Source organism: Ruegeria sp. BG3 (genome assembly GCF_056538485.1).
In genome coordinates, this window is the sequence record NZ_JBQFTE010000008.1 from 161478 (window position 1) to 182794 (window position 21317).

Sequence of the window (21317 nt, forward strand, 5' to 3'; positions counted from 1 at the left end):
CCGCTTAACAGTCGTTCGGTTCATATAGACCAGACAATTCCATCCGATGACTGATTTGAGCTCAAAGGCGACATAGGCATAGATGCTGAGCGCCGCGTTCGTCGCTCAGGGCAAGAAAACTGACTGTCGCTGCAATCGCAAATACGCGCCTTGATTTTGACTGGTCGCGGGTTCCGATCAGAACTGGAAACAGTCTAAAGGGCTATGGGGAGCTTAAGCGAAATGCTCGCACCTCTTTCGATTGGGTTGATTTTGACCATTCCTCCGTGGCGCTGCGCAACTGCAGAGACGATTGACAACCCCAGTCCGCTGCCCTCGGAATGCTCCAACTGAGAAAACCGATTGAATGCTGCTTCGCTTTGGTCGGGCGACAGGCCAGCACCGTCATCGGCCACCGTTAGCTTGACGTAGTTGCCGTCAATCCGCAGTACAACCGAGATTTGGCTCAACTTTGTGCCACCGTGTTTGATTGCGTTGTCCAACAGGTTCTTTAGAGCCTCAATCAGAAAGATACGGTCGCCGAGTACCGTGACCGCCGTCTCAGGCATCGTGACATCAAATTCGATACCCTTTGCGAGGATGTGAACGCCCATTTCCGCGCAGGCCTCTTCCACGACCGAGCGGAAGTCAATTTTATCCATTTGGTCTTGGTGCGTCGGCTGCCTAAGCCTCTCAAGTGACAACAGCTGTTCGGCCACTGTTGCTGAGTTTTTCGCTGCCGCAACAAGTTCTGTGATGCGTTTTTCTCGGTCGTCATCCGTTTGCGCGTCCTGCAACGCTTCGGCCATTGACTGCACGGCCGCCGCCGGATTTCTCAGCTGATGTGCAGCTTCGGATATAAACACTTGATGAGCGTTGATACTATTTTCCACCTGTCCAAAAAGTCGGTTCAGGGTTCTGACAACTCCTTGAACTTCGATCGGGACGGGGCGCTTGATCTCACTGAGGTCATCTGGTGAACGCAAGTCAATAGCGTCCTGCAAATCCAACAAGGGCCTCAGACCACGCGCGACGCCGAACCATACAACAATGGCGAGAGTGGCCAGCAGAATTCCCATAAGAATTCCTGCGCGGATTGACAGTTCGTTCGCGAAAGCGTTTCGATCGGCCATACGTTGCCAGACTGTAACTGTCGCATCTCCGATGAGATTTTCTATGGTCACTCGTTCCGTCATCTTTAGAACACGCACTGGTTCTTGGCGGTAGAGCGCTTCGAAAAACCGTGGCTTATACACCTCTTGATCAGAGGGGTTGGTGGCTGCCGGTGGGTAGGCATAACCTGTCACATAGATGCCGCCGGGGCCCGTTACGTGGTAAAAAATCTCTCCGCCCGACGCGTCCCGTATCATGCTGCGTGTCGTTGGTGACAGCGCGTCACCCCCCGAAATCGCAACATCTCGCGATATTGCGAGGCCAGCAGATAACAGGCTGTCGTCGAACAATTCCTGAGCCGTATTCTGCGCAATCATAAAACGCCAAAGACCGAGCAGGGCGGCAATCAGCACCAAGGGGGTGAGGATAAGAATGAAAAGTCTTAACCTGAGCGAGCCGTGATTGATCACTTCTGCACCTCAAGCAGATATCCCAGACCACGGGCTGTCTTAATTCTAATACCGAGATCTTGAAGACGTTTTCTCAGCCGAGATACATGAGGTTCAACGGCCGAGGCCTCCACATCGGCACCCACGCCATAGACGTAATCTGTAAGTTGGCCTTTGGGAACAATTCTGCCCCTGCGCTCTAACAGGCATTCAAGAACCGCGATTTCCCGCCGTGGAATATCCAGAACTTCACCTTGCACACTAACCTGACGGGCAGCGCGATCGAATTCCAGACCACCAACGCTCTCCTTTGCGCCGTAGTCGAGATCTTTGCGTCGAGAAAGCGCCCGGATGCGTGCTTCCAACTCGTCCATTTCGAACGGCTTAACCAGGTAATCATCGGCGCCCATATCCAACCCCGAAACCCGGTCGCTTGTTTCGGCACGTGCCGTAAGCAAGATCACTGGTACGCCGTCACCGCGATTGCGCAGGGATTTCAGGATCTCCAATCCCGACTGCCCGGGCAAATTGATATCCAGAACAACCAAGTCGGCACTCTCTTGCGTAAGATACAAGTCAGCCTCGTCGCCATCCGTAAGCACTTCTGCCGCATGACCGCGGTCACGCAGACGATAAGCAATAGCGTTGGCGAGGGTCTCGTTGTCTTCGACGATGACGATCCGCATCGAGTCTCCTGCAAGTTTCGCGCAAGGTTGGCGCTCCATGATTGCCAGATGGGAGGGGGAATCAACCCCACAGTTCTATTTGCGATCACGGTGGCGCAGAGGGCGCTAGCGTGGTTGTTTGGTCAACAGGGAGGAACCAATGACCATTTCCAACTTCACCCGTCGCGCCGTCGTGGGGCTGATCGCCGCCGCCGGTATCGCCGCACCTGCCGCTGCCGAGGTCGATTTCTCGGGCAAGACAGTTGAATGGGTTATCCCGTTCTCGGAAACAGGCGGGTCTGCCAAATGGGCCAATTTCTTTGCGCCGCTTCTGTCCGAAGCACTGCCGGGTCAACCGACTGTTGTTGTGAAATTCATGCCCGGCGCCGGATCGACCAAAGGCGCAAATTGGTTTCAGGAGCAGAGTCACGACGATGGAACGCTGCTGTTTGGCACCTCCGGTTCGACTCAATTCCCTTATCTGCTGAGCGATCCGCGCGTGCGCTACGAGTACAACGACTGGATCCCGGTTATGGCATCGGGAACCGGTGGTGTTGCCTATCTTAACGCCGAGGATGGAGCTAAGTTTGATGGCTCCGCAAACGCGCTGAAAGACACCAACTTCATCTATGGTTCGCAGGGAGCGACACGTCTTGACCTCGTGCCACTGCTGGCCTGGCAAATGCTGGGTATGAATGTCGAGCCTGTCTTTGGCATCAAAGGCCGTGGCGATGGTCGTCTAATGTTCGAACGCGGTGAAGCCAACATCGACTATCAGACCTCGTCCGGCTACTTGGGTGGTTCGGCCCCGCTGGTCGAATCTGGTCAGGCTGTGCCGATGATGACCTGGGGTGCTCTGGATGCAGACGGCAATATCGTCCGTGACCCGACCTTCCCGGACATCCCGACATTCAAGGAAGTCTGTGAAGCCACTGATGGCTGTGAAACCAGCGGTGAGGCATGGGATGCTTGGAAAGCATTCTTTGTAGCCGGTTTCCCGGTTCAAAAGCTGGCCTTCCTTCCGGGTGATACACCTCAGGAAGTGGTCGACGCATACACCGCCGCATTCCAGGCTGTAACCGAGCGCGGCGACTTTGCCGAAATCTCGTCAAAGCGCGTCGGCAAGTACCCAGTGTTCGTAGGCGACGGCTCTAAGGCGGCGCTGCAAACCGCAACAAATGTCGACGACAACGCCAAAGCCTACGTTCTGAACTGGCTCAAAGAAGCCTATGGTGTCGAGCTGAACTAAGCCCAGACACCACCGCGCGTGCCCCAATGTCGGGCGCGCGCATTTCCAAACACAAGACAATTAATGAAAGGCGGCCGCTATGGAGGTTTTCGCCACCGCTCTTCCTGCGCTGAGTGATGCGTGGGGTCTGATCCTGCAACCTATTGTTCTGGGATATCTTATTCTCGGTGTCGTTATGGGACTGGCCGTAGGTGTTTTCCCCGGACTTGGCGGTATTGCTGGTCTGTCTTTGTTACTGCCTTTCATGTTCGGCATGGACCCTATTCTTGGGTTGGCGCTGATGATCGGGATGGTTGCTGTTGTTCCGACCTCTGACACCTTTGCATCGGTTCTTATGGGCATCCCCGGCAGTTCCGCCTCACAGGCGACGGTGCTGGACGGCTTCCCGATGGCGAAAAAGGGTGAGGCCGCGCGTGCATTGTCAGCGGCCTTTGCGTCATCGCTGTTTGGCGGTTTAGTCGGCGCAACTTTTCTGACCATGTTCATCCTGATCGCGCGGCCAATCGTTCTGGCATTCGGCCTGCCCGAGATGCTGATGATCACTATACTTGGTCTTTCCATGGTCGCCATTCTTGCCGGACGTATCCCGCTAAAAGGCGTTGCCGCCGCTGGGCTGGGCCTGATGGTCGGCACGATTGGCGAAGCGGACGCAGGTGGCTCACTTCGTATGGCCACTTATGACATTCCTTACCTGACGGACGGTCTGAAATTGGTCATCGTTGGTTTGGGTATCTTTGCGGTGCCGGAAATCGTCTCGCTGTTGCGTCAAGACCGATCCATTGCCAAGGGCGCTTCGCTGGGAGCGGGTTGGTTTGATGGCGTCAAGGACTGGGCCGCGAACATCTGGTTGTCGGTCCGCTGTTCGATCATTGGCGTGGTTGTCGGTGTCATTCCTGGTCTCGGAGGCTCGGTTGTTGACTGGATCGCTTATGGCCATTCGGTCCAATCGACCAAAGACAAAAGCAACTTTGGCAAGGGCGAAGTGCGTGGCGTCATCGGACCGGAAAGCTCGAACAACGCCAAGGAGGGCGGGGGGTTGGTCCCGACGCTGCTGTTTGGCATCCCCGGTTCGGGTTCGATGGCGATTTTTATCGGCGCAGTTGCACTGTTGGGATCCGGCGATATCGAGGTTGGTCCGAGCATGCTCAAGGACAACCTCGACATCACTTATTCTATCGTCTGGCTGCTGGCTCTCGCCAACGTGGTGGGCACCATCCTGTGTATCGCTGCCTCGGGTGGCATCGCCAAACTAACGACGATCCGCTTCACCTATCTGGCGCCGTTTCTGTTCATGCTGATCAGCTTTGCGGCATTCCAGTCCGGTCAGAATTTCGAAGACCTTCTGGCCCTGTTTGTCATCGGCCTGATCGGTATCTTCCTGCGCCGTTTCGACTGGTCACGCCCGGCCTTCCTGATTGGGTTCGTGTTGTCCAACCCGGTTGAGAAGTTCACCAACCAGGCGTTCCAGATTGCCTCTTTCCGCTTCCGCAAAAGCTTTGGTGAAGGCATGGAATACGTCTTCAGCCCGATCGTCATCGTCCTGATCGTGGTCACCGTGGTTTCGGTTATTCTTGGCATTCGTCAAGCCAAGATGATCATGGCCGAAGGGGAGGTTAAATCCGGCAGCAAGCGCGCGCCGCTGATCTTTTTGCTGGTGATCATGGCTTACCTGATCGTGGCATTGATCAATGCCAACATGATCCCTGACTACAACATGACAGATAAGATCATACCGCTGGTGATCGGCAGCGTGTCGCTGTTCTGCTGCGTCATCCTGTTGATCCAGATGATGCGGCGACCCGAAGGGGATGCGATCTTTGCTGACAAGGAACTCGCCGGTGAGGATGCGAGCGCGCCACATGGACTTTGGTCAACGCTCGCGTGGTTTGCGGGTCTGATCGCGGCCACGTGGGTTGTGGGGTTCATCCTGGCGTTGATCGGGTTCCTGATCGCATTCTTCCGCATTCGCGCCGGGTCCAGCTGGCAGATGACGCTGCTCCTTACGGCCTGCGGCATCGGTTTCATGTGCTTCATGGCTGGCGCTCTGAACCGGGATTTCCCGCCAGGTCTGCTGCAAGACATGGTGAACCTGCCATGGCCGCTCAAGTAGGCGCTCAACGTCTGCTCGGCCTGCCTATCTGGCAACCGGGCAGCACTGAAATCAGAAATTTCAACGGTTTGTAAAGGAGGGTTCGCTATGACCCAGACAGCAATCCCATATGTTTTCATGCGTGGCGGCACTTCCCGAGGGCCTTATTTTCGACGCTCTGATCTGCCTGAAGATAGGGATAAGTTGGCTGATGTTCTGGTCGCTGCCCTCGGGGCTGGACAAGCGCTCAATATCGACGGGATCGGTGGCGGTAACGCAGTGACGACCAAGGTGGCGATTCTGTCAGTCAGCGAGGACGACTGGGCCGATATCGACTATTTCTTCGCGCAGGTTTCTGTGGATGAGAAACTGGTCGATTTCAAACCCACCTGCGGAAACATCCTCTCAGGAGTTGGTCCAGCTGCGATCGAAATGGGATTGTTTCAGCCCAACGGCGATGAGACCGAAATCCGCATTCGCGCCGTCAATACAGGCGCCCGCGTCGTTGCCAAAGTGCAGACCCCGGGCGGCGAGTTGGTCTATGAGGGTGACGCGGAAATCGCCGGAGTTCCCGGCCATTCTGCACCGGTGAAACTGAGTTTCATGGGCGTTGTGGGCTCAGCAACAGGTGCATTTCTGCCCACTGGAAATTTGCGCGATACAGTGCAGGGGATCGAGCTGACGTGCATGGATGTCGCTATGCCGATGGCGATAGCCCGGGCGGCCGATTTCGGACTGACAGGATATGAAAGCGCCGAAGAGCTGGATGCCAATCGTGCTTTCTTTGATCGGATGGAGGCCGTGCGGATCGAAGCCGGGGAACGGATGGGTATGGGGGACGTATCGAAATCGGTAACTCCCAAATTCGGCCTGATGGCACCCGCCAGAGAGGGCGGAACCCTTGCGGTTCGGTATTTCATGCCATGGAAAAGCCACCCAACAATGGCCGTTACGGGTGCGCAATGCATGGCGTCTTGCGCTTTGACGCCCGGAACCGTCGCAGACGGGTTGCTTGATCGCCCGGATTCAAGCCCGGCTGACGTTGTGTTGGAGCACGCCTCAGGCCAGATCGAAGTTCTGGTGGACTTCTCAAACGACGAGGAGTTCAACGTGAATGCCGCCGGTCTGGTGAGAACAGCGCGTAAATTGGCGGATGGGCATGTTTATGTACCGGAATCTGTGTGGAACGACAGTTGAAAAGGCGGCTCTCCAAAGGTATACTATGGTATACATTATGAGGATGCCTCGATGGATGACTATTCTGAATGCCTCGATATCGCGCGTCAGGAACTCAGGCTGGCGCAGTCGGCTCTGCGGAGGGACATCGCGGACTACCCGACACCGATTGCTGGGTGCGATGAGCAATTCAACCATTTGCTGGATCAGCGCGAACGTGTTCGCAACGCGTTAGAAGCGCTCGACACACGTCATTTTGTGCCGACACCAAGAAAACTAAGCACCGAGTAGGGTAGAGATAGTCGATGAAAGTTCACATTCTGGATGATTGGTTTGACACTCTGCAGGGCCTGCCCTGTTTTGAGAAGCTATCTCTCCATGACGTGAAGGTCTGGACAGACCATGTCGAAGATACCAGCGAATTGGCTGAACGCTTGCAGGAGGCTGAGGCGCTGGTGTTGTTTCGCGAGCGCACCAAGATCACCCGCGATTTGGTTGAAAAACTCCCAAACCTGAAATTGATCAGTCAGCGCAGCGTGTATCCGCATGTTGATGTGCAGGCATGCTCGGATAACGGTGTGCTGCTTTGTTCGAACATGCATGGCGGAACGCCCTCATATGCAGCAGCTGAACTGACATGGGCGCTGATCATGGCCGGGATGCGCGATTTGCCAGCGCAGATGGCCTCGGTCAAAGCTGGGCGTTGGCAGGCCGGGGTTGGCAAGACCCTGAGAGGGCGGCAACTGGGGCTCTATGGATATGGTCGCATCGCCCGCGCCGTTGCTGGTTACGCCGAGGCATTCGGGATGAATGTGGTCTGGTGGTCTTCGGACGAAGGCCGGGCAAGGGCGCAGGCAGACGGCGTGCAGGTCGCAGCAAGCCGCGAAGCGTTCTTTGCCGATAGCGATGTTGTCTCGGTCCATGTTCGCCTAAAGCCAAATACACGCGGCATCATAGCAGCGTCGGATTTCTCGCAGATGCAACCGGGAGCAATGTTTGTGAACACATCCCGGGCCGGGCTGATCGCTCCGGGTGCTTTGTTGGATGCGCTGAACGCGGGTCGCCCGGGCAAGGCCGCAATCGATGTCTTTGATGCCGAGCCCCTGACGGACCCGAATGACCCTTTGCTATCGCACCCAAACCTGATCGCGACACCGCATATCGGCTTTGTGACCGAGGACGAATTCGATCTGCAATTCGCAGATATTTTCGATCAGGTGAACGCCTATGCTGAAGGCGCTCCCATCCACATGATCAACCCCGAGGTTTGGACCAGCGCAGGATAAGATTGGCCGCTATAGGCGCGCCGATGATCACCAGCACGATCCTTGTCAGATGGTGTGTAATCACAAAGCCCAGATCCGCGCCCGAGACGATCGCCAATACTGTCATCTCTGCCTGTCCGCCGGGGGCAAAGGCCAAGAAAGCCTCGACCGGTTGGCCAAAGCCCAACGTGGTGACAACGGCGGTGAAAGCGGCGGCAAGGATGGCAAGGACGATGACATAGGCGAAGCCCGCTGCAACCACCCGACGGAGTTCGACCCAAGTGACGCCCACGAATTTCACGCCTATCCCGCAACCGATAAAAAACTGCGCTGCAAGGATGGCCTCGCGCGGTGGTCGGGTATGAATGAAGTCCCCCAGTGACAGGGCTGCTGTCAGGATCATTGGGCCGAGGATGGATGCTCCGAACAGGCCGATCCGCTCACCGCCTTTCCAGCCTATTAGGGCGGCCAGTACCATCAGCACCAGTTCATTTATAGGGAGGTCACGCGCAGGCTCTCCGATCGGATTGGTGAGTTGGGCATCGTAAAACACCGTTAGAAACAGCGGGGCCAGCGTCACGATGATCAACACGCGCGTACCGTGGATCAGGGAAAGTGTACGCGGGTTGGCGCCTGCTTCGGCTCCAAAGATGATCATGTCCTGCAATCCGCCAGGCATGGCGGCGTAAAACGCGGTCGTGGAGTCAAACCCCCAGATCTTGCGAAAGAAGGGCACGCCTACCAGTGCGATCAGCAGGATGAAGAACGGGACCAGTGCAATAGACGCGGCCATTTTCGGCAGCTCGGCGAAAAGGGCAGGGGTAATCGAAGCCCCAACTGCAACGCCTAGTATGGTGCGCGCTGCAACCGAGACCTGACCAAAACCTTCCATGGGGGCATGCGCCAGGGCAGCGATCAGACACGCGCTCATTGGGCCGAAAAGAAAGGGCAGCGGCAGGTTCAACGACCAAAATACTCCGGTGCCCAGTAGTGCAAGGACCAGTGTTACGGCCCGCTTTGTTAGGAGAGAAGGTGTTTTGTTTTGGGCGGGCAAGGCGCGGCTTCCAACAATATTGACTCGCTGTGTATCCAAATGTATACAACTGGACGCAAGAAGACAAGAGAGCGCTCGATGACCATTCAAGACGACCCCTTACAGCCTGGTCCACAAGGCAATTCAGCGTATCAACGCCTGCTGGACGAGATTCGGGATGGCACACTTCTGCCTGGCGAACGCCTGCGCGAGATTGAGCTGTCGGAACGGCTAGGCGTCAGCCGCACTCCTGTACGCGAGGCTATCCGGCAGTTGGAAGCAGACGGGTTGGTCACTCATGTGCCACGGCAGGGCGCAACCGTCCGCAGCCTCGATTATGCCGAAGTAATGGAACTCTATGAAATGCGAGCGGTGCTCGAGGGAACTGCAGCACGTTTAGCTGCGCGTGCGGCATCGGATGTCGAATTGGATGAGCTGAGCGTTTTGAATGATCGCTTGGCCGAGGCTGGTACCGGCTCGGAAGCGGCTCGGATCAACCGGATTTTCCACGCCACACTTTTGGACGCAGCAAAGAACCGGTTTCTTGCCAAGTCTATGTTGTCCTTGCAAAAAGCGCTGTTGATCCTTGGGCCCTCGCAATTGCTGGACGGTGATCGGGCCGAGACAGCAGTGGCAGAGCACAAGCGCGTCATGGCTGCCTTAAAAGCCCGCGATGGCGCAGCGGCTGAAACAGAAATGCGCGCGCATATTCAGGCCGCACAACGGATGCGCATTCGGGCGTTGCAAGAACGCGACCGGACAACCGACGAAAATCAATAGGTAGACAGGATATGGCCACCCAAAAGGAAGCTTATGATATCGCTGTGATCGGCGGCGGGAATGCTGCCCTCTGCGCGGCGATGACTGCTGCCGAGGCAGGCGCCCGTGTTCTGATCCTCGAGACGGCGCCAAAACCCTATCGTGGTGGAAACTCCCGCCATACGCGCAATTTTCGTTGTATGCATGGCGCTCCTCTCGGCCCGCTGATCGAAGAATACAGTGAAGATGAGTATCTTGAAGATCTGCTAAAGGTCACTGGCGGCAAAACCGACGAACATCTTGCTCGCCTCGCGATCCGAACCTCCGAGGAATGCCTGCCGTGGATGGAAGAACACGGGGTGCGGTTCCAACCCTCTCTGTCCGGGACATTGTCACTGGCGCGGACCAACGCCTTCTTCATGGGGGGCGGGAAGTCTCTGGTAAACGCATATTACCGAACTGCTGCTGGTTTGGGTGTCGATGTTCTGTACGAAGCTGCTGTCACGCATCTGGAGCTGAATGGTGATCGGATCGAGTGGGTCGACTACACCTATGAGGGCCAGTCTCATCGCATCACGCCCAAGGCGGTCATCGTTGCCTCGGGTGGGTTTCAGGCCGACACGGATTGGCTCACCCGTGCATGGGGTGAGCCTGCAAAGAACTTCCTGATCCGGGGTACTCCATACAACCGTGGCGTGGTTCTGTCTGATTTGCTGGATCAGGGTGTGGACAGCGTCGGCGATCCGACCCAGTGCCACGCCGTCGCAATTGACGGGCGCGCGTCGAAGTTTGACGGCGGTATCGTCACCCGCCTGGACTGCGTGCCGTTTTCAATTGTCGTGAACAAGAATGCGGAGCGGTTTTATGACGAGGGCGAAGACGTTTGGCCCAAGCGCTATGCGATCTGGGGGCGTCTTGTTGCGGCCCAGCCGGATCAAGTTGGCTATGTGATAATCGATGCGAAGTCGCTGAACCTGTTTATGCCCTCGGTCTTTCCACCGCTAAAGGCGGACACCTTGGAAGAACTGGCCGGAATGATGGATCTGCCTGCCGACAAGTTGAAAGCGACCGTTGCTGAATTCAACGAAGCATGCGGCGATACCGGTGGATTTCATCCGACCGAGTTGGACGGGGTCACGACCTCGGGTCTGACGCCGCCCAAGACGAACTGGGCGCGTCCGATCACGGAGCCGCCCTTTTATGGCTATTCGCTGCGCACCGGCGTGACCTTCACCTATCTGGGCCTGAAGGTTGACGACACAGCGCAGTGCTCGACCCCTGACGGCAAGATCAAAAACCTTTGGGCTGCCGGCGAGACGATGGCCGGGTCAATCTTGGGGCAAGGCTACTTGGCCGGGTTCGGCATGACTATCGGAACCGTTTTTGGACGCATCGCAGGACGTGAGGCCGCCGCTTATGCAAACTGAACTAATTCAAGAAGCCCGCCGTCAGGCCGAGATTTGCAATGCCTGCCGGTATTGCGAGGGCTACTGCTCAGTCTTTCCATCCCTGCATGCGGAACGCGCGTTTTCCGACGGAGACATAACGCAACTCGCCAACCTCTGCCACAACTGCCGAGGCTGCTACTATGCCTGTCAGTACACAGCTCCGCACGAGTTTGACCTGAACCTGCCGAAAGCTCTGGCCGAAGTGCGGCGGGACAGCTGGGAAAGCTTCGCCTGGCCGCAGCCTCTGGCGCGCCGGTTTCACACTCACGGCGGGGCTATTGCCTTGGCACTGGTAATTGGATTTGCCCTGTTGTTCTGGGCAATTCGCGCCATTGGATCAAGCGGAGGAGAGGGGTTCTATGCTGTCCTGTCCCACAATGCGATGGTCGCAATCTTTGCGCCGGCATTCTTGTTACCACTCTTTAGCGTGGCTATCAGCCTAAGGCGCTATTGGGCGGAAGTCGGGGGCAAACCCCTCCAATTGTCTGATTTGCAGGCCGCCTTCAAACGCGCTGGCAAGATGCAGGATCTGGCTGCCGGGCATGGTGAGGGATGTAACTTTGAAGATGAAGATCGGTTCAGCCAAGGGCGCCGTCACATTCACCACGCTATCATGTACGGCTTCCTGCTGTGTTTCGCGTCGACCTCGGTGGCGACGGTTATGCACTACGGGTTCGGGTTGCACGCGCCCTACGGGTTCTGGTCCCTGCCAAAACTCTTCGGCGTATCCGGAGGTATCCTGCTGACAGTGGGATGCGGAGCTATGGTTCTGCTCAAGCAAAAATCTGATCGAGAGCTTGGCGATCCGTCTGCTTGGGGTGGTGACATCGGTTTCATCCTGCTGCTCGGTTTTGTCGGCCTGAGCGGACTAGTCCTTTACGCCCTTGGTTCAACGTCTCTGATGCCTGCGCTGCTTGCCATCCACCTTGGATCGGTTCTGACTTTCTTCCTGCTAATGCCCTACACCAAGATGGCTCATGGCTTCTACCGGCTCGCGGCTTTGATCAGAGACGCGCAGCGGAAGAGAGAATTGTCATTTGTTTGCAAGTAAATAACCAGCGCCAAGTGAGCAGAAGAAATCGATCTTGAAGCGTACCTGATGTCAACTAGGCGCGTTTCTTCAATTGACAACATCGGCACAAATGGCAGCTTTGTCCGCGTTTCGATCATCCAGCAAAAATCAGATTGCGCAGGCGCAGCGAATGGCAGGTTCGACGGGCTGCGACGTAGCATCGCTTTTGGCGGCTGGATGTTCCCTTTGGGACGATTGCTTAGTCGTTATGCAATAACAATTCGGTTTTTCAAAACTTCTCTCGGACTGATGCCAAGCGTTTGTCGGAACATGTAGCTGAACGCGCTCGTCGACTCGTATCCCATGTCAAACGCCACGGAAATTACACTTGCACCCGATGCAAGCAGTGATACGGCATGAAGGACCCTTACGTGCCGCAACCATTTTGACGGTGGCATGCCCGTTTCTGCAATGAAAAGTCGTTCAATGGTCTTTCGACTTGCAGGCACATCCGACAACCAAGCCACCACCGAACGAACGCTGCCAGGGTCATCAAGGGCAGTTTGAGCAATTCCCTGTAGTCGCGCGTCTTTGGGCAAAGCCAGAGTGAGCGGTACGTCCTTTGCAGCGAGCAGCTCGTGTCTGAGAAGGGTGTGCAGCGCTGCGTTATGAGCGGTCGTGCGTGTATTTGTAGCTTCAGGCATCGCGGCAACAAACAGCGCATCAAGAACCGGCGTCATCGCGACGACCCGGCAGGCGGAACCAAGCCGCACCGCCTCATCACAATTGACATCCACGTAGTGCATGACGTTGTTCGAACCGTAGCGCATCCAGTGCTGTTGGTCGGGGGGGATCCAAATCGCCATGGCCGGGCTTAGGAGCAGAACTCGGTCAGGTGTGCCCACATACATCGAGCCCGAAGCTGCGGAGATGAGTTGGCCAAAATCGTGACTATGCCAGTCGTAGCTTTCGCCTGACACTGGCTTGATTGTCTCCCCGACATATCTGGGGCGATCAGCTTGTTTTGTTAAGCCTTCAGACAATGACGATTCCTCGATGGTAGTAGCCTAGTTTTCGACAGACAGGCATATCACCGCTAGCTAGGTATTACTAATTCTTTGGGCATTGGGTCCGATGTGCCGCTCTGAAAGAAAAAGCTACCATGACAAACCGAACCCTGTTGGCCTGGTTCGTCGTGGGCCACTTCGCGAACGACTGGCCAATCGCAGCCCTGTGGCTGATTGTGCCCGCTGCTGGCCTCTCAATGCACCTTTCGCCTGCCGAGGTCGGCTTGCTTTTCACGCTGTTCACCATTGGCGGTGCTCTGGCCTATGTGCCAGCAGGTCTAGTGGCGGACCATGTCTCCGACCGAGGTTGCCTTCTCGTCAGCACCTTCTTTTGGGTCGCTATCGGCTACGCGATTGCGTCACTGGCTTCGGGGTTTTGGAGCCTGGCCGTACTTTTGGCGATTGCTGGGATGGGAAATGCGGCCTGGCATCCGATTGCAACTGGTGTGTTGACGAGCACCAACAGGAATACTCGCGCCCGTGCCTTGGGTATACATGCGGTTGGCGGTTCGCTCGCTGAAGTCTTGGCTCCACTCTCCGCCGGTTTGGTTCTATCGACGGTCGATTGGCGTGGTGCTCTGGTCGTTTCGGTACTGCCGACTGTTTTCGTCGGTCTTTGTTTTCTTAGGGTGGCTGAAGCAGTCCCTGCCGTCAAAAATCCGCGTGTGAACCGACAAGACATTTCGGAGCTGATGCAGGCATGGCGGAGCCGAAGCGGGTTACGCCTCGTCGCGACAGTTTCACTCTACAACATGTTACTGATCGGATTGTTGAGCATGATACCGTTCTATCTGGCGACAGCTCACGGTTTTGCACCAGGAACCATCGGGATCGCCTTCGCGGCTATTGTCTTTAGTGGTGCACTGGCTCAGCCCTGGGTTGGATCAATTTCCGACAGGATTGGCCGCTTGCCAGTACTTGCAACCGGAAATGGGCTTGCGGCCTTGGCAATTGGCACACTGATTTTCGATCCTCCGTTCTGGATCATGATCGCCATGATGACGCTCGGGGTAGCGTCGTTGGACGCAGTTCGGCCGGTGATCCTTGCGGCGGCTGTTGATCATTCGGATCGAAGTGAAGGCACCACGCTGGGTTTTGCATTCGCGATATTGGATGGCGTAGGCGCGTTTGGAGCGGCGCTAGCTGGAGTAGCGGCAGGTTTTTCATGGGGTGTCATGTTTGGCCTCTGCGCCGCACTTGCAGTTGCTGTAACATTACTAAGCGTTGGGGGCCTGCGTAAGTCAAAGCGATTTAACGTATCCACTTCGGTGGCCCCGAGAGGTGGAAAACGTATGACGATCGAAGAAGCCAAAGCTGAGCATACGCGCCGATACTGGTTCCTCTAGGCAAAAGTTTGGTATCGCTAAGGGTATTTAGACAGATTTCGGTTAGCAAAATGACAACCTTTTAAGGAACCTAGACAATGATCGCATACATTACTGTTGGTGCCGACGACTTGCGGCTTGCGGAACGGTTTTATTCCGCATTCCTGCCGGATCTTGGTTATCAGCTGGAGTACTATCACGGTGATCTGAGCTACGCGCTACCTGCGAAACCAGGACAAACACCAAACCTACCTGAGTTCTATGTCAAATCCCCTTTCGATGGGTCTCAGGCTTCGGCTGGAAACGGGACAATGATTGCCTTTGAGGCACGCAGTCAACAACAGGTTCGCGACCTTCATTTCGCCGCTGTTGAGGCCGGTGGGTCCGACGAGGGCGCGCCGGGCTTCCGAGAGTATTACGGACCAAACTTCTTCGTCGGATACCTGCGCGACCCTCAGGGCAACAAGATCGCATTGTTCTCAAGCGATCCGAGCGAACCGGGGCGGGATGGATGACAGCAAAGGTAATGACGCAATGGCCATCAGAATGCAGCCTTGGCCAAAGTCGCAAAGATTGTTATGCCTCGTTCACGGTCGGCAGACACCGAGGCGTCGCTGCTCCTTTTGGAGAGCTAAACCTGCCAAAAAGAACAAACGGCATAGCACCCATTCACTCAAGATGAGAGCGCCGTTTCGTCAAGCCAGCGACCGACGACCCAGCACTGGCGCTCGAATTGGATGACCCATGCCTAAACTTCCTTTGCCGTTGTACACCGACGACCTGACTGGCTTTGTACGCTCCCTGTCCAAACAGTTGGGCGACGCAAGCCCGTCGCATTTGGTACTCATGAACATGGCTGCGCGTGCCGTGGGCTTTCAAAACCTACAACATATGCGATCGGTTCATGCGGCTGGGCAAAGACTTGTCCGCTCGACTAACGAGCCGCCTTTTGATGCCCGAGCCGTAGAGCGAGCCGTACATCAATTCGATGCTGTTGGTCGCCTCATTCAATGGCCGTCCAAGCGCAAAGTGCAGACGCTTGCGCTTTGGGCGCTTTGGGCGAGACTTCCTGCTACAAAGCCTATGCAAGAACGTGAGGTAAATGAACGCCTTGCCCTGGACCACCTCTTCGAAGATCCCGCAACACTTCGCCGAACAATGGTTTCCTGCGGTCTTCTCACCCGCCGCAACGATGGAACAGACTACCGACGCATCGAACAGGAACCGCCAGCGGAGGCAAAAGCTCTGATCAAAGCTCTAAGCCTGCGACGTCGGACAAACTCACAAACAGCGAAGGAGGTGGGCCATGCATGAGGGTTCATGTCTCTGCGGCGCCGTGCGGATCGAAGTGGACGGTCACCTAACGCGGCCAACTGCTTGCCACTGCCAGCAATGCCGTAAGCATTCTGGTCACTACGAAGCCTCAATCGACATTCCCCGGACGGCGCTTCGGGTAGAAGGAGAAGACGCAGAGCGATGGTACCATTCATCCGAGAAGGTCCGGCGGGGTTTCTGCGGCGCGTGAGGGTCAACATTGTTCTGGGATCCGATCCACCATGACTGGACGGCTGTTGTCATGGGCACATTCGACGGACCAACGAACACCTCGCTCTCGCTGCATGTCTTTGTGTCAGAGAAAGGCGACTACTACTAAATCGATGATGGACTGCCACAGAACGAACGGTAACGCTGTCTATCGTTTCATTTGGAGGACAGGAGCAGAAACGGTTCCCGTTTAAGTTTCCTCATTCGATCGGCCCCAAAATTCAGGGCCGTGTCAGCGCCCAGAACCGCAAGGGTAGGGCGACGGCTGCTACCACCAAACCCAGAGTATAGCCAATCCAGACACCAACCGCTCCGAGATCGAAAAGGAACCCCAGTGTATAGCTAGCCGGCAAGGCAAGTGGCCAATAGGCAGTCAGAGTGATGATCGTCGGCAGGTTCATGTCCGACATTCCCCTTAGCGCACCCAACGCGGTTCCCTGAACGCCATCCGCAACCTGCAGCAGTGCCACGATAAAAAACAACGTGACCGCGAGGTCAATGACGGCCGGGTCGTCCGACATGCTTTCCGCCATCAACCGCCCCGCAGCAATGAAGACGATGGCGGCAATCGCCTGCCAGAGCGTGACCATCGCAAAGGACGCCTTCAGGATCGGTCTGAGCCTTTCCTGACTACCTGCGCCGACTGCAAGACCCACACGGATCGAGGCCGCGCCCGCCATGCCCAGCGGGATCATATAGGCCAGCCCCGCAAGCGCGTTGACGATTTGGTGGGCGGCTAGCGCCTCGGCCCCCAACCAGCCCATCATCAGGCCCACTACGGCGTAGGCTCCGCCTTCACCCGCATAGCCAAGACAGAGCGGCAGGGCGTCTTTGGCCTGTGACCAGACGTCCGCCCATGCAACGGTCACCCGCTGACGAAAGGCGGCCAGCCCAGGCGCGCGTATCAACACATAGATCCCGGCAACCAGCGACGTACATTGCGAGAGTATGCTGGCCAGACCAGCGCCCAGAATTCCAAGATCAAGGATGTGAATGAAGGCATAGTTAGCGGGTACGTTGAAGAGGACGCCCAAATAAGACAGCGCCACGGCCGTCCAGGGCCGTCCAACGGCGTCGAACAGAGCCTTCAGGCCAAAGAACAGAGTGAAAGGCACGATCCAAATCGCCATCGACATCCAGTACGGGAACAAGATCGCCAGAACCTCCTTCGGTTGACCCAAAGGCCCCAGCAACGGATAGAGCGCGATCATCACCAATGCCGCGCCGCCGCCGCCCAGAAGGCACAGCAACAGCCCGCTGCGCAACGCCAGCGCAACCCGCGCGGCATCGCGTGCGCCCTCGGCTTGGCTGATCTGTACGGAAATAGCGGTGATCACGCCCCAAAGAGTGGAAATCAAGATAATCAGAACGGCCGTGGTCACGCCAGCCGCCGCTAGCGGAACCGTCCCGAGCGGAGAAATCATCGCCGTATCTACGACTCCGATCAATAGCGCTGCGGCCAGCCCGACCATCAGTGGGACGGCCAATCGGATCAGCGGTGTAAATTCGGCGCGGGTGGGCGCCTGCGAAATCAGGATTTGGTCTGTCATGGGTCACCTACCGGAGAAGATCCGGCGAAAACGTCGCGGTAAGGAGCTTTAGGCTCAGAATGAAAAAGGGCTGCTCAGCCCTGCGACGGGAACACCATGAAATTGGTCCTTTTAGGGACAAGTTAACAGGAAAGGTTCTAGGGGAAGAATTGTTCGGCGTCCAGATCGCTTTTGCAGGTTGTTTGTCGAACTCTGCCAAGGTCAGGAATGAGCAAGGTTCACTGGGACGTGGTGGGGCTCTGGTAAAACCATGATTTAATTGGCAGCCTCTTGGGCAAGGTCACGCAGAAATTTGGCACTTTGGTCGTCGGCCGGAAAAAACAGCTCAATCTTCAAATCGTCCAGCGTGACGTCCGCGACTGTGCTGAATTGCGCAATGGTTCCAAACATGGAAAGCCTCTGACCACCAAAGCGGTATATCGTAGAAATTGTCGGCCCGATCGCCGCATCACTGCGGGCGTGCCCTTGTTGTGACAGAGCGCGCGCCGCGGTGTCCAGTGCGGGTATGCCGCCTGCGTTGGCGCTTTCTGCGCGCAGCCGCAACATCGTGTGATGCGCGACCTCGGGCCAGTTTTCGACAAGCTCAGGCATCACCGGACTGGTCAGCAGGTCCAGCAGGCTTTGCCCCTCGCCGATCCCCAGCGGCTTGAAAAGCCTTTGTGCTCCGCTGTTGAGCATCACAACATTCCAGAGTCGGTCCAGAACCATTCCTGGGTAAGGGGCATGCCGCCGAAGTGTCCATTTGACTGCATCTCGGATGGGTGACATCGCCGCGCCATCAATCGGCGTTGTCGCAAAACGCGGCGCGAAACCTTCGGCGCGCATCATCTGATTTCGGGTTTCGACCGGAAGGTTCATGACCTCTGACAGGTGAAGGATCATGTCTAGGCTGGGCCGGGACCGCCCTGTTTCAAGAAAGGAGATATGGCGCGCGCTGACCTCAGCTTCGATCGCAAGGTCCAACTGGCTCATTCTGCGTCGTTTTCGCCACTCTTTCAGCATGCCGGGATAGGGTGTCATGACCTGATTTTAGCAAGGGTCCGAACAGAATTCACTTACCTCTGAGGTAATTGATTTGGACCCGCCGCAAGTCTCATGAAGAGCAAATACTGAAAGGAGAAAATCATGACCCAACAACAGTTAGCAATGCGTATTTCAGGCGGAGTTCTTGTTGCAACCGGGGTGCTCTTTGCTCTGGCCGCACTGCCGTTTCTGCACCCCGTCGCGCATATCTTTCTGCAAGTCGCGTATTGGCCAATTCACGCCGTTCCCTCGGAACTGACGGTTCCAGTGCCTTTACTGCTGGTTATCACCGGTGGCCTGACGGTCGGTCTGGGAGGAATGCAATGGGCGCTGGGCACATACGTTGCCCCGGTATCGGCGGTGGCTGCGACCAAGACTGCTCAGATTGCGGCATGGTCCTGGTTTTGCGTCGATAGCTCAGGCTCGATTTTGGTCGGGGCGCCCCTCAACGCCGTACTAAACATGTCCTTTCTGGTCCTGATCCTGTTGTCTTGCCGTGCCGGCTCGGCAAGCAAACACGTAACATCCTGACGTGAAGTGGAATTCACCGGGTTTGAAGAGAACGACTGGCTGTTCTGAAAGAGCTTCAATGGTCGAGACGAATTCTACGGCAGTTTCTACATTGGACATGCCGGTGTTCTCAAAGGCGTTGCTGTTTTCGACACTTGGTTTGAGCCGCTCGTATATGTCCGAAAAGTGCTAGTTCGACGACCAGCGGATTTGCCTTTGCAGAGAAGGGCAGAACAGCGAGCTGCGTACGCGGCAATATGATTGGTATCCGAAAATAATCTCTGGGCCTTGACCAACAGAACCACTCCACCTCAAGCAAAATCTGTAGGGCGCTCCAATAGAGGAGGTGAGAAGGCCTAAACGCAGGTAATTTGTTTGGCGTGATCGCAATGGTCGGTCTTCAGTTCATTCGAAGGCGCCGAAATCCGCCGCCTGAATGTCGCAAATTCTAACAAGATGTACGCTCTGACCGACAGTCTCACATCGCCAAACTTGGTTTCTTCCGCAGATCATCAAGGTTCTGGATCAATCTGAAGGAGGAGACCCATATGTCAGGGAATGAAGACAACATACGGCAGCCCGGCTTACTGCTGGCGCTCGCGCCAATAGTGCTGACCCTGTGTGTGCTCGGGTTGCAACTATTCTATTTCGGTGACTTTACCCCGCATATCCCGTTAGCATTCGGGATCGCGATCACCGGCATCGTTGGCCTCATGTTGGGTCACAAATGGCCCAGTATCGAAGAGGGTGTTTTCCACGTTATCAATATCTCACTGCCTTCCGTTTCGATTCTGATCACAGTGGGAATGATCATCGGCGTGTGGATCGCAAGCGGAACTGTGCCAACGCTGATCTACTATGGTCTAAAGATTTTGTCGCCTGAGCTTTTCCTTGCCGCAGGAATGGTCCTTTGCTCAATTGTCTCTGTTTCACTGGGCACTTCGTGGGGAACGACGGGCACTGTCGGTTTGGCTCTGATGGGGATCGGTGCGGGATTTGGTATTCCAATGTATTGGACAGCGGGGGCGGTCGTCTCCGGCGCATTCTTTGGAGACAAGATCTCACCTTTATCGGACACGACGAACTTGGCACCAGCCGTAACTGGAACCAATCTGTTCGATCACATTCGGAACATGCTTCCAACCACTGTTCCTTCGATGCTGATTGCACTTTTGATCTACTTTGTCGTTGGCTTCACTTTGATCGACACGTCCCAGGTATCGTTTGACCGCATTCATGCAATCACGACGGCACTGGATGACGCGTTCTGGATTTCGCCGATCATGCTGTTTCCAGCCGTTCTGGTCATTGCGCTGGCGGTCATGAAACAACCTCCGATCCCGTCACTGTTTGCAGGCGCCGTTGCGGGTGGAATCATGGCTATCTTCTGTCAGGGAGCTGGACTGCATGAGACGTTCACCTTCGCCAATAGCGGCTATTCGATCGATACTGGGATTCCGGAGATCGATCCCCTGCTGAACCGCGGAGGTATTCAGTCGATGATGTGGACGATTTCACTGGTGCTACTTGCCCTGGGCTTTGGTGGAGCGCTTGAACGCGTCGGTTGCCTTCAGGCCATCATCAAAGTTGTCATGTCGAAGGTGAAAACGTTTGCCGGAATTCAAACCTCGGCCATCTTGACGTCTGTCGCGACCAACACCGTTGCAGGTGACCCCTATCTGTCAATTGCACTGCCTGGACGGATGTATGCACCGGTCTATCGCGCGATGGGCTATTCCCCACTAAACCTGTCCCGGGCGGTCGAGGAAGGCGGAACCCTAGTGTCCCCTCTAATCCCGTGGAATGCAGGTGGTGCGTTTGTCATCATGGCGCTTGGTTTGGGTATCGCAGACGGCAATTTCGAAAACCTGCTGTATATTCCGCTTGCATTCGCTTGCTGGCTTTCACCGGTCATCGGTATCTTCTATGCCATGACAGGGCTTTTTTCGCCTAAAGCAAGCGAAAAAGAAGTCCGCTCCTGGGAGGAAAGCGGCGAACCTGTTGCACAGATGAGTGCGTAATCTTCCTGCACCAACACCAAAGGAGGTGTTGGTGCCCTT

General features: G+C 56.1%; 20 protein-coding genes. 14 read left to right on the plus strand and 6 right to left on the minus strand.

The annotated features are described in order from the left end of the window. Positions 1-194: 194 nt before the first annotated feature. Positions 195-1562, minus strand: coding sequence for a sensor histidine kinase (locus ACR0AI_RS14080; protein ID WP_480674895.1), 1368 nt, complete (start codon positions 1560-1562; stop codon positions 195-197). Further along, a complete protein-coding gene (locus ACR0AI_RS14085; RefSeq protein ID WP_480674897.1) occupies positions 1559-2227 on the minus strand; it encodes a response regulator transcription factor in 669 nt (222 codons plus the stop codon). The genes ACR0AI_RS14080 and ACR0AI_RS14085 overlap by 4 nt, the downstream gene beginning before the upstream one ends. A 139-nt stretch (positions 2228-2366) precedes the next feature. On the opposite strand from ACR0AI_RS14085, the gene ACR0AI_RS14090 reads away from it, so the two are divergent. From ACR0AI_RS14090 to ACR0AI_RS14110, 5 genes are all read left to right on the plus strand, one after another. After that, positions 2367-3455: a tricarboxylate transporter gene (locus ACR0AI_RS14090; RefSeq protein ID WP_170377047.1), complete on the plus strand. Its 1089-nt coding sequence runs from the start codon at positions 2367-2369 to the stop codon at positions 3453-3455. 79 nt (positions 3456-3534) lie between these two features. Beyond that, positions 3535-5565 (plus strand): tripartite tricarboxylate transporter permease, encoded by a 2031-nt coding sequence (locus tag ACR0AI_RS14095; RefSeq protein WP_170659840.1) that lies wholly within the window; start codon positions 3535-3537, stop codon positions 5563-5565. 87 nt (positions 5566-5652) lie between these two features. Continuing rightward, positions 5653-6741, plus strand: a complete 1089-nt coding sequence (locus ACR0AI_RS14100) for a 4-oxalomesaconate tautomerase (RefSeq protein WP_480674899.1) — start codon at positions 5653-5655, stop codon at positions 6739-6741. Positions 6742-6792: 51 nt separating this feature from the next. Continuing rightward, positions 6793-7011, plus strand: coding sequence for a hypothetical protein (locus tag ACR0AI_RS14105; RefSeq protein ID WP_480674901.1), 219 nt, complete (start codon positions 6793-6795; stop codon positions 7009-7011). Between the two features lie 14 nt (positions 7012-7025). After that, positions 7026-8006, plus strand: a complete 981-nt coding sequence (locus tag ACR0AI_RS14110; protein ID WP_480674903.1) for a D-2-hydroxyacid dehydrogenase family protein — start codon at positions 7026-7028, stop codon at positions 8004-8006. Here ACR0AI_RS14110 and ACR0AI_RS14115 read toward each other — a convergent pair. Next, on the minus strand, positions 7975-9039 hold the full coding sequence (locus ACR0AI_RS14115; protein WP_480674905.1) for an AbrB family transcriptional regulator: 1065 nt from the start codon (positions 9037-9039) through the stop codon (positions 7975-7977). The two genes, ACR0AI_RS14110 and ACR0AI_RS14115, sit on opposite strands and share 32 nt — an antisense overlap. A 78-nt stretch (positions 9040-9117) precedes the next feature. On the opposite strand from ACR0AI_RS14115, the gene ACR0AI_RS14120 reads away from it, so the two are divergent. The 3 genes from ACR0AI_RS14120 to tcuB are packed head-to-tail and all read left to right on the plus strand — an operon-like array spanning position 9118 to position 12276. Next, positions 9118-9798, plus strand: coding sequence for a GntR family transcriptional regulator (locus tag ACR0AI_RS14120; RefSeq protein ID WP_170766421.1), 681 nt, complete (start codon positions 9118-9120; stop codon positions 9796-9798). An 11-nt stretch (positions 9799-9809) separates the two neighbouring features. Further along, positions 9810-11204 (plus strand): FAD-dependent tricarballylate dehydrogenase TcuA, encoded by a 1395-nt coding sequence (gene tcuA, locus ACR0AI_RS14125; RefSeq protein ID WP_480674907.1) that lies wholly within the window; start codon positions 9810-9812, stop codon positions 11202-11204. After that, entirely contained in the window at positions 11194-12276 is a 1083-nt protein-coding gene (gene tcuB / locus ACR0AI_RS14130; protein ID WP_480674909.1) for a tricarballylate utilization 4Fe-4S protein TcuB, read from the plus strand. The genes tcuA and tcuB overlap by 11 nt, the downstream gene beginning before the upstream one ends. Before the next feature lie 227 nt (positions 12277-12503). Here tcuB and ACR0AI_RS14135 read toward each other — a convergent pair whose 3' ends face one another. Then, positions 12504-13280: an AraC family transcriptional regulator gene (locus tag ACR0AI_RS14135; RefSeq protein ID WP_480674911.1), complete on the minus strand. Its 777-nt coding sequence runs from the start codon at positions 13278-13280 to the stop codon at positions 12504-12506. A gap of 119 nt (positions 13281-13399) precedes the next feature. Between ACR0AI_RS14135 and ACR0AI_RS14140 the strand changes: the two genes are divergently transcribed. The 4 genes from ACR0AI_RS14140 (at position 13400) to ACR0AI_RS14155 (ending at position 16154) form a co-directional block, all read left to right on the plus strand. Next, the gene (locus ACR0AI_RS14140; RefSeq protein WP_480674912.1) at positions 13400-14650 is read left to right on the plus strand and encodes an MFS transporter; all 1251 of its coding nucleotides are present in this window, start codon (positions 13400-13402) and stop codon (positions 14648-14650) included. Positions 14651-14727: 77 nt separating this feature from the next. Then, on the plus strand, positions 14728-15144 hold the full coding sequence (locus ACR0AI_RS14145; protein ID WP_480674914.1) for a VOC family protein: 417 nt from the start codon (positions 14728-14730) through the stop codon (positions 15142-15144). 229 nt (positions 15145-15373) lie between these two features. Further along, positions 15374-15943 carry a DUF2087 domain-containing protein gene (locus tag ACR0AI_RS14150; RefSeq protein WP_480674916.1) on the plus strand — a complete coding sequence of 190 codons (570 nt, stop codon included), beginning with the start codon at positions 15374-15376 and terminating at the stop codon, positions 15941-15943. Beyond that, positions 15936-16154: a GFA family protein gene (locus tag ACR0AI_RS14155; protein WP_480674918.1), complete on the plus strand. Its 219-nt coding sequence runs from the start codon at positions 15936-15938 to the stop codon at positions 16152-16154. Before ACR0AI_RS14150 ends, ACR0AI_RS14155 begins: the two co-directional genes overlap by 8 nt. Positions 16155-16395: 241 nt before the next feature. On the opposite strand, the gene ACR0AI_RS14160 is transcribed toward ACR0AI_RS14155, so the two are convergent. Together ACR0AI_RS14160 and ACR0AI_RS14165 are read right to left on the minus strand one after the other, a co-directional pair. Then, positions 16396-17724, minus strand: a complete 1329-nt coding sequence (locus ACR0AI_RS14160; protein ID WP_480674920.1) for an MATE family efflux transporter — start codon at positions 17722-17724, stop codon at positions 16396-16398. Positions 17725-17979: 255 nt separating this feature from the next. Next, on the minus strand, positions 17980-18744 hold the full coding sequence (locus tag ACR0AI_RS14165) for an MmyB family transcriptional regulator (RefSeq protein WP_480674922.1): 765 nt from the start codon (positions 18742-18744) through the stop codon (positions 17980-17982). A gap of 105 nt (positions 18745-18849) precedes the next feature. On the opposite strand from ACR0AI_RS14165, the gene ACR0AI_RS14170 reads away from it, so the two are divergent. Continuing rightward, entirely contained in the window at positions 18850-19278 is a 429-nt protein-coding gene (locus tag ACR0AI_RS14170; protein ID WP_480674924.1) for a hypothetical protein, read from the plus strand. Positions 19279-19805: 527 nt separating this feature from the next. Beyond that, positions 19806-21278 (plus strand): Na+/H+ antiporter NhaC, encoded by a 1473-nt coding sequence (nhaC, locus tag ACR0AI_RS14175; protein ID WP_480674926.1) that lies wholly within the window; start codon positions 19806-19808, stop codon positions 21276-21278. The last annotated feature ends 39 nt before the right edge of the window (positions 21279-21317 follow it).

Coding starts and splice junctions, on each gene's coding strand:
- ACR0AI_RS14085 (WP_480674897.1), bottom strand. CDS start 2,227: ATGCGGATCGTCATCGTCGAAGACAACGAGACCCTCGCCAACGCTATT.
- ACR0AI_RS14090 (WP_170377047.1), top strand. CDS start 2,367: ATGACCATTTCCAACTTCACCCGTCGCGCCGTCGTGGGGCTGATCGCC.
- ACR0AI_RS14095 (WP_170659840.1), top strand. CDS start 3,535: ATGGAGGTTTTCGCCACCGCTCTTCCTGCGCTGAGTGATGCGTGGGGT.
- ACR0AI_RS14100 (WP_480674899.1), top strand. CDS start 5,653: ATGACCCAGACAGCAATCCCATATGTTTTCATGCGTGGCGGCACTTCC.
- ACR0AI_RS14105 (WP_480674901.1), top strand. CDS start 6,793: ATGGATGACTATTCTGAATGCCTCGATATCGCGCGTCAGGAACTCAGG.
- ACR0AI_RS14110 (WP_480674903.1), top strand. CDS start 7,026: ATGAAAGTTCACATTCTGGATGATTGGTTTGACACTCTGCAGGGCCTG.
- ACR0AI_RS14120 (WP_170766421.1), top strand. CDS start 9,118: ATGACCATTCAAGACGACCCCTTACAGCCTGGTCCACAAGGCAATTCA.
- tcuA (WP_480674907.1), top strand. CDS start 9,810: ATGGCCACCCAAAAGGAAGCTTATGATATCGCTGTGATCGGCGGCGGG.
- tcuB (WP_480674909.1), top strand. CDS start 11,194: ATGCAAACTGAACTAATTCAAGAAGCCCGCCGTCAGGCCGAGATTTGC.
- ACR0AI_RS14140 (WP_480674912.1), top strand. CDS start 13,400: ATGACAAACCGAACCCTGTTGGCCTGGTTCGTCGTGGGCCACTTCGCG.
- ACR0AI_RS14145 (WP_480674914.1), top strand. CDS start 14,728: ATGATCGCATACATTACTGTTGGTGCCGACGACTTGCGGCTTGCGGAA.
- ACR0AI_RS14150 (WP_480674916.1), top strand. CDS start 15,374: ATGCCTAAACTTCCTTTGCCGTTGTACACCGACGACCTGACTGGCTTT.
- ACR0AI_RS14155 (WP_480674918.1), top strand. CDS start 15,936: ATGCATGAGGGTTCATGTCTCTGCGGCGCCGTGCGGATCGAAGTGGAC.
- ACR0AI_RS14160 (WP_480674920.1), bottom strand. CDS start 17,724: ATGACAGACCAAATCCTGATTTCGCAGGCGCCCACCCGCGCCGAATTT.
- ACR0AI_RS14165 (WP_480674922.1), bottom strand. CDS start 18,744: ATGACACCCTATCCCGGCATGCTGAAAGAGTGGCGAAAACGACGCAGA.
- ACR0AI_RS14170 (WP_480674924.1), top strand. CDS start 18,850: ATGACCCAACAACAGTTAGCAATGCGTATTTCAGGCGGAGTTCTTGTT.
- nhaC (WP_480674926.1), top strand. CDS start 19,806: ATGTCAGGGAATGAAGACAACATACGGCAGCCCGGCTTACTGCTGGCG.